We start from the raw sequence: 12,782 nt of genomic DNA on the forward strand, positions 1-12,782 counted from the left end.
AAACAGTCTATCGCAATGAGGCAGGCTATCGAACGAGCCCAGCAGGAGGCGACAGGTGCGAGGGCGTACACGCTCGCGCTGTACTACTTCGTCACGGGGAACATCTCGCTGATGATCGTGTTGATGGGAGTGGCGTGTATCGCCCTCGGTGCGACGCTCGTCAACGGGACGCCGGCGATCGTCATCGGCGGCGAAGGCGGCCCGATCGCGCTGCTGGACGGGATCCCCGAACAGCACCGAACGTTCAAGCCCGTGGAGGGGACCGTCCTCGCGCACAAGGTCCTCGCCGGGATGATGGGCATCTTCGGGACGACGCTGGTCCTCCTCGGGACGACCATCTACGGGTTCCTGTTCGCGAACAAACTGTACGCCCGCGCGACCACGTCGGCCTGACGGCCACCCCGATTCTCCGTTTCGACCTCGATTCGAAAGCGACGCGTCCGTCGCCCGACCGACTCACAACGGGTGCTATCGGACGCTCCCGACACGGGCGGTCACCTGCCGATCACATCTCGCGTTCGCGACAGAACCAGAGGACGCTCCCGCTCGCGAGCGCGAAGGCGCTGCTGCCGATCACGTTGAGCACCGCCACGACGAACAGCGACGAGTCCTGTTCCACGACGACGAGGTACGGGAGCTGGAGGAACAGGAACACGACCGCGATCGTGAACACGGCCAGGATCTTCCGAGACCGGGCACAGAGCGCCTCCGCCAGCACCTCCCGGCTCTCCCTCGCGTCCGCCTCGTTCGCGTCCGCCGACTCGCTCACGTCCGACCCCCTCCGCGTCCCGCCGACCACTCGATACTCATAGCCCATCGGTTGGTCGCCGCCGTGAAAAAGCGTTCCCACGACGGGGGCGGGAAGTTCGACGACCGCCGTCCGATATCAGCCGAGAGAACGAATCGCACACCCATTCGCGCGCGCGTGCCCGACTGTTAGATCTGTCCATATATCTGAACGACAGATGGACGATATTCGAGATCTGCCGACAGAATCGAACGCATCTGAGAACAGTCAGGGCGGCTGAAGATCCCGCCCTCTGTATCACGTTCGATAATTATCGTGACTCGGTCGCACGGTCCGTCGCCGGAGCCAGATCAAATAGCCGCGAGTCGGAACGAGGGCGTTTTCACACTCGCAAACGCGGAGATCCGGGCGTTCAGACGCCGTCGACGGACGTCTCGGTCACGTACCGTCGGGCGGTTCGCGGCACGGCCTTCGTGTCCGTCACGGACACGGTCTCGGACTCGGCGACCTCCGTCGCGGAGTGAGCGACGCGGAGCTCGTAGTCGCCCGCCTCGACGGCGAGGTTCATGTCGCGGTCGTGGTAGGCGAACTGGCTGGCGCCGAGCTCGAAGGTCACGCGCTTGGATTCGCCGGCGTCCAGGGCGACGCGCTGGAAGCCTTTGAGCTCCTGGACCGGGCGGGCCTGGTCCGGGTTCTCGGCGGAGACGTACAGCTGGACGACGTCGCTCCCGGCGCGGTCGGCCGTGTTCTCGACGGTGACGCTCGCGGTGAGCGTCCCCGAGGGATCGACCTCCACGTCGGAGACGTCGAGGTCGGAGTACTCGAACTCCGCGTAGCTCAGGCCGTGGCCGAACGGGTAGACGGGCTGGCCGTCGTCGTAGACGTAGTCCTCGGTGAACGTGTTGGGTTTGCGGCTGTAGTGGATCGGGAGCTGACCGACGGACTTGGGCATCGAGACCGGCAGGTGGCCGCCGGAGTCGTGGCCCTCGAACACGACGTCGACGATGGCGTTGCCGGCTTCCTCGCCGGGGAGCCACGCCTGGACGACCGCGTCGGCGTTCGCGTCGATCTCCGGGATCGCGTGCGGTTTCCCGCTGACGAGGACGACGACGACGGGCGTGTCCGTCTCCTGGACCCGTGCGACGAGTTCCTCCTGGACGCCGGGCAGGCGCAGGTCCGTCACGTCACAGCCCTCGCCGCTGGTCGGGACCATCGGCTGCTCTGCCTTCACGCCCTCGGCGTCGGAGAAGTCGACGGCCGAGCGCGCGCCGACGAACGCCAGCGCCACGTCGGCGCCTTCGGCGGCGTCGACGGCGCGTTCGATCTTGTCGGTCGAGTTGCCCGTGGCGGTACAGCCCTGCGCGTAGTTCACGTCGGCGTCGACGCGCTTCTCGACCGCGGCCAGCGGCGTGTCGGCCTCGAACTCGTACTCCTCTTCGGGGTAGTGGGCGGCGTAGGCGTAGTCGCCGAGCATCCCCTTCTTGTCGTCGGCCTTCGGGCCGACCACGGCGACGGAGTCGGCGCCGTCGAGCGGCAGGAGGTCGTCCTCGTTCTTGAGGACGACCAGCGAGTCGCGGGCGGCCTCGCGGGCCAGGTCCGCCGCGCTCTCGTCCTCGTAGGGCTCGGTCGCGCTGTCGACGTCGACCGTCGGGTCCTCGAACAGCCCCTTCTCGAACTTCGCGCGCAGGACCCGGCGGACGGACTCGTCCAGGGTCTCCTCGGCGAGTTCGCCTCGGCGGACGGCCTCGGGCAGGTACTCGTAGCAGTCCGTGTTGGGGAGTTCCACGTCGATACCGGCCTCGACGGCGGCGACCCCCGCTTCGCGCTGGGTCGCGGCGACGCCGTGCTCGGCCTTCAGGAAGTCGACGCTGAAGTAGTCGGAGACGACGTGGCCGTCGAAGCCCCACTCGCCGCGGAGCGTGTCGGTCAGCAGTCGCTCGTCTTTCGCGCAGGGGACGCCGTCGATGTCGTGGTAGGCGTTCATGACCGACTCGGCGTCGGCCTCCTGGATCGCGGCCTCGAACGGGAACATGTGGACCTCGCGCAGCTGACGTTCGCTGACGTTGACCGACGAGCGGTTCTTCCCGCCCTCGCCGACGCCGTGGCCGACGAAGTGTTTGAGCGTCGCGGAGATGCCGTCGGCCGGCGAGTCGCCCTGCAGGCCGGAGACGTACGCGCAGGCCATCTGGGCGACGAGATACGGGTCCTCGCCGTAGGTCTCCTCGACGCGGCCCCAGCGCAGGTCTCGCGCCACGTCGAGGACCGGCGAGAGCGCGTGGGCCGTGCCGATCGCTTCGAGCTGGTCGCCGATGGTGTCCGTGACGGCCTCGAGCAGGTCTGGGTCCCACGTGCTGGCCATGCCGATGCCCTGCGGGAAGGTGGTGCCCTCCGGGCCCATGTAGCCGCTGAGGCACTCCTCGTGGGGGATCGCGGGAACCCCGAGCCGCGTCTCCTCGGTGAGGAGCGTCTGGAGTTCGTTCGTGATCTCGGCCGCGCGCTCGGGCGGGAGACTCCCCTCGCCGCCGATGCGGGTGAGGTGTCCGATGCCGTCCGCGAGCAGTTCCTCGGCCACGTCTCGGTTGAGCTCGCCGTCCTCGATCAGCGCGGTTCCGCCGTCGCCCTCGGTCTCGGCCTCGTCCGCGATGTTCCGGCTGGGACTGACCGAGCCCAGCTGGGCGGCCTTCTCCTCGACCGTCATCCGGGAGAGCAGATCCTCGATACGTCGCGATGTCGGTGCCGTCGGGTCTCGATAGACTGCGTCAGAGTCCGCTGTCATTACGACTGCGAGGTGGTGATCCCGGATATTAATGGTTCCGACGGGAGTCTCACGCCCGGTAATCGACGGCGCTCGACGGTGTCTCACAGACGGGAGCGGCCAGCGCTCGACGGGGTCTCACAGGCGGGAGTCGACAGCGCTCGATGGACGTCGTGAACGAGCGTGGACGCGAAAATATGTCGAAACGGGCGAGGGGTACGTCTGATGGTGACGGGTGGCCGTCGTCAGGCGTCGTCTTCGTCGTCGTCCATCAGATACTTCGTGACACTGGCGAGGCCGCCGAGCGTCGCGACGGTCGAGACGATACCAAGCCCCGCTCCGTCACCGGAGGTCGTCCCCGTGGCGGGCGCGTCCTCTTCGGCCTCGGGCGCCGTCGTCATCGGTTCGGGCCCCGAGTCCGTCGGAGTCGGCGTCCCGGTGGGCGACGCGGTCGGCGTTGCTGTCTCGGTTGCCGTCGGGGTCGGCGTCGGTGAATCGGTCGGTGTGGCCGTCGGCGTCGCCGTCTCGGTTGCCGTCGGCGTCGGTGAATCGGTCGGCGTCGCCGTCGGCGAATCCGTTGGTGTGGCCGTCGGCGTCGACGTGCTGGACCCCTCGACGACCACGTCCACGGTGTCCTGGTCGGTGTTCCCGCTCGAATCGGTCACCTCCAGGCGGAAGTCGAGCTCCCGGGTCTCGTCGACCTCGGGTGCCGTGAACGACGCTCTCGCCGTCTTCTTGCCCGTGAGCGAGACCGCCGGATCGTCGGTGGTCGAGTCGTACATCTGGAACCACTCGTAGTCGAGGCCCTTGCCGGTCGAGCCGCCGCCGTCGAGCGTCACGCGCTCGCCGGGCCGGACTCGCTGGTCGGAGCCGGCGTCGGCGGTCGGGCCGCTCGAGCCGCCGCCGTCCCCTTCGCCCTCGCCGCTCTCGCCGTCGGAGACGTCGCCGTCCAGCGATATCTCCAGCGAGGTCCCGCCGTCGGACAGCGTCGTCGTCGTCGAGACCAGCTGTTCCTCGTAGCTCACGTCGACCGCGTACTCGCCCCTGAAGCCGCGGAGCGAGTAGGCGCCGGAGGCGTCGGTCGTGCCGGACTCCTCGGTCCACCACTGGTCGAAGACGAGGTCGCGATACCTGTCGAGGGCGGGTTTCTCCTCCCAGCCCGCCGCGTAGAACGGCGCGTCGTCGCGCCAGTGGAGGGTGTCGATGAGCCCCCAGACGACGAACTCGTCGACGGCCGGGTGACTGAAGACCGTCTTGAGGAACTGATAGAAGAAGGTCGCCTTGTCCTCCTCCGGCCACGTGTCGTCGGACATGTCGAACTCCGTGATCCGGAGGCGAACGTCGTTCTCCGCGTACCTGTCGAGCGCCGTCATGACCTCCGAGGGCAGCAGGCTCGAGCTCTGGCTGAAGTGACTCTGCAGCCCGACGAAGTCGAGCCCGGCGTCCGTGTCCTTGATCGTCTGGATCTGCTGTTCGTAGCTGTCGCGGCGCCCCGAGTAGGGCCCCTCGATCGTGTTGTAGTCGTTGATGCCCAGTAGCTGGTCGTCGGGACCGGCGTCTCGGGCGGTGCTGAACCACTCGCCGAACACCGGGGCGTCGACCGGTTCGACCTCGTCGCCGTGGATCGCTCTGACGAACCCGGGCACGGGGATGACCTCGTTGACGACTTCCCACTCGTCGACGCGGTCGCCGTAGTAGCTGATGATGTCCTCGACGTGCGCAGTCGTCTCGTTGCGGACGTACTCGGAGTCCGCCTCCGAGGGGACGACCTCCTCGGCCTCGGAGTCCCAGCCCATCGCGTCGACGATGTCGTCCGGGACTGCCGCAGCGCTGACGTCGGCCCACAGGCAGACGTGGCCGCGGACGTACCAGTCCTGGTCCTCCATCCAGTCGACGGCCGCGTCGGCGGTGTCCTGGTTGCCCTCCCAGAGGTTCCACTTGTGGTAGTTCTCCAGGACGCCGGTGTTGAACAGTTCCTTGCGGTTCTCCCGGTAGGGGTCGCCCTCCTCGGTGTTCTGGAGCTCCGGCGCGCTGACCATCGACCCGAAGCCGAACTCGTGTTCCTGCATCGCGACGGACACGTCAGCGCCTTCGACGGGGTCGCCGTCCTCGTCGACGACCTCGACGGTCATCTCCGCCGTTCGGTGCTCCTGGATGCGCTGGTCGGCCTCGTCCTCCCAGCCCGGGTCGGCCGACTGCTCCCATTGCGGCAACGCCTCGACCGAGTTGTTGCCCTCGAAGTTGAACACCGCGAGCCCACCGATGTCGACGGTCTGTGCCTGTGCGGCGAGCCAGATCTCCGTCCACCAGTTCCCGGCCTCGTAGCTCGCGTCGAACGAGATCGGGAAGAAGTATCGCTGCCACTCGCTGTTGAGCGGCGGCCCCGGGTTTATCACGTAGTTCCCGTAGGTGCTGTTCTCGCTGACTTTGTACGTTATCTGGCCGTCGCCGTCGGGCGCACGCAGGTACGCCACGCCCAGCAAGACGTCGCCCTCGGAGACGCCTTCGTTCTCGATAACTCCCTTGAGGTTGACGCTGTAGGCGTTCGTGCCCGCCTCCGAGACCTCGACGCGGGTCGCCTGCGAGAACGGGACGTCGTCGCCGACCTCGAGCGACGAGCGCGTGGCCTTGTCGACTTCGCCGCCGTCGAGCGCGAAGTTCGCGAACGCGTCGGCCTCGTTGTTCGCGTAGAGGAGGCGTCCGGGGGCTAGCTGCAGTTCCTGCAGATAGTCGATCAGGCCCGAGTAGTAGGGGTCGTCAGTCTGGGGCCACTCCTCGGGGCCGTCACCGCCGCTGCCGCCGCCGATCTCGCTGGCCGGCCCGGCCGGCAGGTCGTCGACGGTCACGTCGGCGTCGGAGTAGTCCAGCAGGGCCAGCCCACCGATGTCGATGGTCTGTTCTTCGTAGGCCAGCCAGAACTCCGTCCACCAGTTGCCGGCGTCGGCGCCGGCGCCGAACCGGATCGGGAAGTAGTACCGGTCCCACTCCGAGCCGATCGACGGGCTCGTCGAGTTCGCCCAGTTGTCGAACCCGTCGCTGGCCTCCTGAGCGGCGTAGGTGACCTGTGCGCCCCCGTCGGGACCGCGCAGATACGCCACGCCCAGGAACACGTCGCCCTGTTCGACGGGCATATCCTGAACGTCGGCGCGGAGGTTCGCGTTGTAGTCGTTCTCCTGACTCCCGTTGATCGAGACACGCGAGGCCTGCGCGAACGGGACGCCGTCGCCGCTCACGTCGATGCCGTCGACGGTCCCGTACTCGCCGACGCCGAACTGGTAGGCGTCCCACGTGCCCGACTCGGTGTTGCTGTAGACGAAGCCCGGTTCGGGGAGCCCGAGCGCCGTCAGGTCGTCCGAGAGCGTCCGGTAGTACGGACCGGTGAGCGACGCCGCCCCGGAGGGGAGGTCGCCGACCGAAGCGCCCGTCCCGGAGAAGTCGAGCAGTGCGAACCCGCCGACGTCGACGGTCTGCTGTTTGAAGCCCAGCTGGAGCTGGACGTACGCGTTGCCCGCGTCGGTGTCGTTGCTGAACTCGATCGGGAAGTAGTGCCGTTCCCACTCCGCGGCGATGGTCGGGCTGGTGTTCCCCGCGGCGTCGTTGCCGTACTCGCCGGCGTCGACCGCGGCGAAACTCGCCGCGGGGCTCTCCGACGAGGACCGCAGGTACGCCACCGCCAGCATCACGTCGCCCGACGAGATGGAGTCCGGGATGTTACCCCTGAACTGGACGTCCCAGTCGTTCTCCGGGTCCGACGTGACGTCGAAGCGCGTCGCCTCCGAGAACGGGACGCCGTCGCCGCTTACGTCGAGCGAGTCGGTCGTCCCGTTCGGGTTCTCGGTGAACACGGCGTCGGAACTGCGGACGCCGGATTCGGTCGTGCCGAACTCGAACTCCGGTTCGGGCAGTCCCATCCCGGTGACGTCGCTCCGCAGCGTCTCGTAGTACGGTCCGAGCGTTCCGCCCGCCGCGCCAGAGGGGAGATTCCCTGCGTCGGCGTTCGTCCCGAAGTCGAGCAGGGCGAACCCGCCCACGTCGACGGTCTGCTGTTGCTGGCCCAGCTGGAACTGGACGTACGCGTTACCCGCGTCGGTGTCGTTGCTGAACTCGACGGGGAAGTAGTGCCGTTCCCACTCCGCGGCGATCGCCGGCGAACTGTTCCCCGCGGCGTCGTTGCCGTACTCGCCGGCGTCGACCGCGACGAAACTCGCCGCGGGGCTCTCCGACGAGGACCGCAGGTACGCCACCGCCAGCATCACGTCGCCCGACGAGAACGACTCGTCGATGTCCGCTCGGAACTGGACGTCCCAGTCGTTCTCCGGGTCCGACGTGACGTCGAAGCGCGTCGCCTCCGAGAACGGGACGCCGTCGCCGCTCACGTCGAGCGATTCGGTCGTCCCGTTCGAATTCTCCGTGAACACGGCGTCGGAGCTCATCGTCCCCGACTCGGTGTTGTCGAACACGAACTCCGCCGCCGGGAGTCCGAGTCCGTTCTGCAGGTCGTCGACGAGCGTCTGGTAGTACGCGTCACCGCCCGACGCCCACTCGCTCGGCGTGTCCGCGCGAACGTCGTCTGCTGTTATCGTTCCGATGCCACCCGCGGCCCCGACCGCTCCCACCGACTGCAGGAAGGGTCGGCGACCCACCCGAAGACGGTCGTCCCCACGACCGTCTCTGTCAGGGTCTCGCATAGATGCAGGCGTAACTCCCCAATTTGATCCACAAAAGTGTTTCTATAACATACTGATAATTGCGGACAGAGTCCCGATCACTGTCAGGATAGCCGGAAACGGTTGCCGATACGGTCGTGATTCGGCGTCGGAGCGCGACCGAACGGGGGCGCGTCGGCGTGAGGGCGGCCCGCGTTCCGCCGAATTGGCGCCACCGCGTCTCAGGCGCGGTTTACTCGGGGCTGAGTTCCACGGTGGCCGGGTCGTCGCCGAGCGTGACGGTCTCGGTGACCTCCTGCCCGTCGACGACGGCGGTGACCTCGTACTCTCCCTTGAACCCGGTCGTGCTGTAGGCGCCGTTGGTGTCGGTGGCCCCGGTCTTCTCGGTCCACCACTCGTCGAACACCAGGTCGCGATACGCCTCCAGCGGCGCTTTCTCGCCCCAGCCCTCGGTGAAGAAGGGCGCGTCGCCCTGCCAGTGGGTGGGGGAGTAGATGCCCCAGACGAGGAACTCCTCGACCGCCGGGTGGCTGAAGACGGTCTTGAGGAACCGGTGGAAGAACGTCCCCTTGTTCTCCTCGTTCCACCCCTCGTCGGCCATGTCGAACTCCGTGATCCGGAGGTCGACGTCGTACTGCGCGTAGCGGTCGAGTCCGCTCATGATCTCCTCTGGGGTGAGGGTCTCGCTCTGGCTGAAGTGACACTGGAGCCCGACGAAGTCGAGGCCGGCGTCGCCATCGTTCAGGTACTGGATCTGGCGCTCGTACCGGCTCCGTTCGCTCTCGTAGGGGCCGACGAAGACGTTGTAGTCGTTGATCCCGAGCGGCATCCCGTCGGGAGCGGCCTCGCGAGCCGCGGAGAACCACTCTCGAAGGATCGGCGCTTCGACTGGGTCGGGATCCTCCATCGTGGTGTCGTCGGTCGCGGCGATGCCGTTGACGGCCTTGACGAAGCCGGGCTGGTGGATGACCTCGTTGAGGACCTCCCACTCGATCAGGTCGTCGCCGTAGTCCTCGATGACCGTTTCGACGTGCGCCATCGTCTGTTCGCGCACGTACTCGGGGTCGAGGTCTGGGTCGGTGACGCCGGCGTCCTCCCACGTCCGGCCCATGGCCCGGACCACGTCTTCGGGGACGGCCCACCCGGAGACGTCGGCCCACAGGGCGGCGTGGCCGCGCACGTCTATCCCCCGGCCGCGGAGCCACTCGGTCGCCCCGTCCGAGATGAACTCCTCGTCCTGCCAGAAGCGCCACTTGTGGTGGTTCGTCAGCGTCGCCGTGTTGAACAGGTCCTTGACGTTCTCGCGGTACGGGTCGCCCTGCTCGGTCTCCTCGAGGAGGTGCTTCGCGTCGACGCCCGTCCCGAAGCCGAACTCGTGTTCCTGCATCGCGACCTCGACGTCGGTGGCCACGACCGGGCTCCCCTCCGCGTCGGTCACCTCGACGGTCAGCTCGCTCGTCCGGTGGTCCGCGATGCGCTCGTCGGCCGCGGCCTCCCAGTCGCCGTCGTCGTCGCTCGTCGGTTCGGTCGCCGGCCCGCTCGGCAGGTTGCTCAGCGAGACGTTCTTGTCGAAGTCGATCAGCGCCAGTCCGCCGACGTCGATCGTCTGCGGGCCGAATCCGAGGAAGAACTCCGTCCACCACGCGCCCGCCTCGGAGTCGTAGTCGAACTGGATCGGGACGTAGTAGCGGATCCACTCGTCCACCGGCTGCATGTCCTCGACCCCGCGGACCATGTTCGTGGACTCGTTCGCCTCGTCTTTCGAGACGTACCGGAGCGTCGGCTGGTTCTCGCTCTCTTCCGGTCCGCGCAGATACAACACGCCCAGGAGCAGGTCTCCCTCCGAGACGTCGCGGTCCTGGACGGTCGCCTTCATCGTCACGTTCCACGCGTTCTCGGTCTCCTCCGTGACCTCGACGCGAGCGGCGGCGGAGAACGGCACGTCGTCGCCGCTCACGTCGAGCGGTTCCGCCGTCCCCGCGTCCGACTGGACGCGATACGCCGACAGCGCCTCGGCCTCGGTATCTCCGTAGACGAACTCGCCGCCGGGCAGCCCCATCTCCCGCCCGAGCGTCGTCGCCAGCGAACCGTAGTAGTCGTCCCTGACGTCGGGCCAGCCGGCGGGCACCGACGCCGGCGTCCCGTTCGGATGGGGAGTCGGCGTGGGCGTCGGCTCGTCCGTCGCGGTCTCCATCGCCGTCGGTTCGCCCTCGTCGCCGAGCATCCCCTGACAGCCAGCGAGGCCCGCCGCGGCGAGCGTAGTCAGCAGCGAACGCCTGCCGAGCGTCCCGTTCTTCGCACCCTCGTCGTCTTCGGGTGTGCCGTCACCGTTTTGCATTGATCTGGTAAAAAAGAGGCAAGTAACTGAATATAAACGTTCGTTTCTCCGCCAGAACCTCAGTAATCTTACGGAACGATCGTGTGATTAGAGGACGAACGGCGGCAGACGCGACCGGCAGTGCGGACCGATCAGGCGTCCGGCGAGAGTTCGACGGTGGTCGAGTCGTCGCCGAGCGTGACGGTCTCGGTGACGTCCTCGCCGTCGACGACGGCGGTGACCTCGTACTCCCCTTTGAACCCGGTCGTGGTGAACCTGCCATCGGCGTCGGTCGTCCCGGACTCCTCGGTCCACCACTCGTCGAAGACGAGGTCCCGGTACTCGTCGAGAGCGGGCTTCTCCTCCCAGCCCTCCGCGAAGAAGGCGGCGTCGTCCCGCCAGTGGATCGGGCTGTAGATGCCCCAGACCAGGAACTGCTCGACGGCCGGGTGGCTGAACGTCGCCTTCAGGAACTGTCGGAAGAAGGTCGCCTTGTCCTCCTCGGGCCACCCGTCGTCGCTCATGTCGAACTCGGTGATCCGGAGCGACACGTCGTTCTCGGCGTAGCGGTCGAGCCCCTCCAGCACCTGCTCGGGCGTCAGCGACGACCCCTGATCGAAGTGACACTGGAGTCCGACGAAGTCGAGGCCCGAGTCGGAGTCGTCCAGGTACCGGATCTGGCGCTCGTACTGGTCGCGAGTGCTCACGTACGGCCCGGTAAGCGTGTTGTAATCGTTGATCCCGAGCGGCATCCCCTCGGGCGCGGCCCCACGGGCTTCGGAGAACCACTCCCGGAGGATCGGCGCTTCGACGGGGTCGGGGTCCTCGAGCGTGGAGTCCTCGGTCCCGGCGACGCCGTTGACCGCTTTGACGAGGCCGGGTTCGTGGATGACTTCGTTGACGACCTCCCACTCGACGATGTCGTCGCCGTAGTACTCGATGATGTCCGAGACGTGCTCCAGCGTCCGCTCGCGCACGTACTCCGGGTCGAGTTCGGGGTCGGTGACGCCGTTGTCCTCCCACTCCACGCCCATTGCGCTGACCACGTCCGGCGGGACGGCCCACGCGGAGACGCTGGCCCAGAGACAGACGTGCCCGCGCACGTCGAGGCCCTGGTCGAGGAGCCACTCGGTCGCCCCGTCCGAGAGGTCGCGGTTCTCCTCCCAGAAGCGCCACTTGTGGTGATTTCCGAGGACGGCGAGGTTGAACAGGTCCTTGACGTTCTCGCGGTAGGGGTCGCCCGGTTCGGTCTCCGCGAGCAGGTGGTTCGCGCTGACGGCGGTTCCGAAGCCGAACTCGTGTTCCCGCATCGCGACCTCGACGTCCGCCGCGTCGACGGCGTTCCCGTCGGCGTCGGTCACGTCGACGGTCAACTCGCTCGTCCGGTGGTCCGCGATGCGCTCGTCGGCCGCGGCCTCCCAGTCGCCGTCGTCGGTCCCACCATCGCCGCCGATCTCGCTGGCCGGGCCGCTGGGAAGCTCGTCGACGGACACGCCCTGCCCAAAGTCGATCAGCGCGATGCCGCCGATGTCGACCGTCTGCGGGCCGTATCCGAGGAACAGTTCCAGGCGCCACGTTCCGGCGTTCGCGTCGTAGTCGAACTGGATCGGGACGTAGTAGCGGGTCCACTCGGCGGAGGGCTGGACCTCCGGCGTCGAGCGAACCATGTTCGTATCGAGGTTGTCCTGATCCTTCGAGACGAACTGTACCGTCGGCTCGTTCTCGCTCTCCTCGGGACCTCGCAGGTAGACGACGCCCAGGAGCACGTCGCCGGAGTTCACCTCGGACCTCGTGGCGGTGCCTATCATCGTCACGTCCCACACGTTCTCCGTCTCCTCGGTGACGGTCACCCGAACGGCCGAGGAGAACGGCTGGCTCTCGTCCACGTCGATCTCCGAGGTCTCGGCCGCCGCTGCGCCGGCGCTGAAGGCGGCCATCGTACCCGCTTCGTAGTTCGCGTAGACGAACTCCCCGGCGGGCAGTCCCAGTTCCCCACCGAGGGTCCTCGCGAGCCCTCCGTAGTAGGGGTCGCGCGTCTCCGGCCAGCCCGTGGGGACAGAGACCGGAGTTCCCGACGGTGTCGCTGGCGGACCGCCGCCGTCGTCGCCGTCGCCACCGTCCGGCGCGTCCGTGTTCGAGTCCCCGCTGTCCCCTGGACAGCCCGCGAGCCCCGCCGCCGCGAGCGTTCCCAGAAGCGACCGCCGACCGAACGAGACCCCGTCACCGTCGTCACCACCGTAGTTCGCGTCGTCTGACATCGAAGTACCTGTACAGAGATCGATCATATATAAAAAA

6 protein-coding genes are annotated in these 12,782 nt (G+C 67.5%); 1 reads left to right on the forward strand and 5 read right to left on the reverse strand.

Annotated features, from left to right (window positions below; genetic code table 11):
* The first annotated feature begins 15 nt into the window (after positions 1–15).
* Positions 16–393 (forward strand): hypothetical protein, encoded by a 378-nt coding sequence (locus tag D1409_RS04375; RefSeq protein ID WP_123534385.1) that lies wholly within the window; start codon positions 16–18, stop codon positions 391–393.
* 112 nt (positions 394–505) lie between these two features.
* Here D1409_RS04375 and D1409_RS04380 read toward each other — a convergent pair whose 3' ends face one another.
* From D1409_RS04380 to D1409_RS04400, 5 genes are all read right to left on the reverse strand, one after another.
* Positions 506–769 (reverse strand): hypothetical protein, encoded by a 264-nt coding sequence (locus tag D1409_RS04380; protein WP_164471557.1) that lies wholly within the window; start codon positions 767–769, stop codon positions 506–508.
* 391 nt (positions 770–1,160) lie between these two features.
* The gene (locus tag D1409_RS04385; protein ID WP_394339011.1) at positions 1,161–3,524 is read right to left on the reverse strand and encodes a glycoside hydrolase family 3 N-terminal domain-containing protein; all 2,364 of its coding nucleotides are present in this window, start codon (positions 3,522–3,524) and stop codon (positions 1,161–1,163) included.
* Between the two features lie 224 nt (positions 3,525–3,748).
* The gene (locus tag D1409_RS04390) at positions 3,749–8,191 is read right to left on the reverse strand and encodes an endo-1,4-beta-xylanase (protein WP_164471558.1); all 4,443 of its coding nucleotides are present in this window, start codon (positions 8,189–8,191) and stop codon (positions 3,749–3,751) included.
* A 211-nt stretch (positions 8,192–8,402) separates the two neighbouring features.
* Entirely contained in the window at positions 8,403–10,508 is a 2,106-nt protein-coding gene (locus D1409_RS04395) for an endo-1,4-beta-xylanase (RefSeq protein ID WP_123534391.1), read from the reverse strand.
* 131 nt (positions 10,509–10,639) lie between these two features.
* On the reverse strand, positions 10,640–12,745 hold the full coding sequence (locus tag D1409_RS04400; RefSeq protein WP_123534393.1) for an endo-1,4-beta-xylanase: 2,106 nt from the start codon (positions 12,743–12,745) through the stop codon (positions 10,640–10,642).
* Positions 12,746–12,782: the final 37 nt, after the last annotated feature.

The organism is Halosimplex salinum (genome assembly GCF_003730195.1).
Classification (GTDB): domain Archaea; phylum Halobacteriota; class Halobacteria; order Halobacteriales; family Haloarculaceae; genus Halosimplex; species Halosimplex salinum.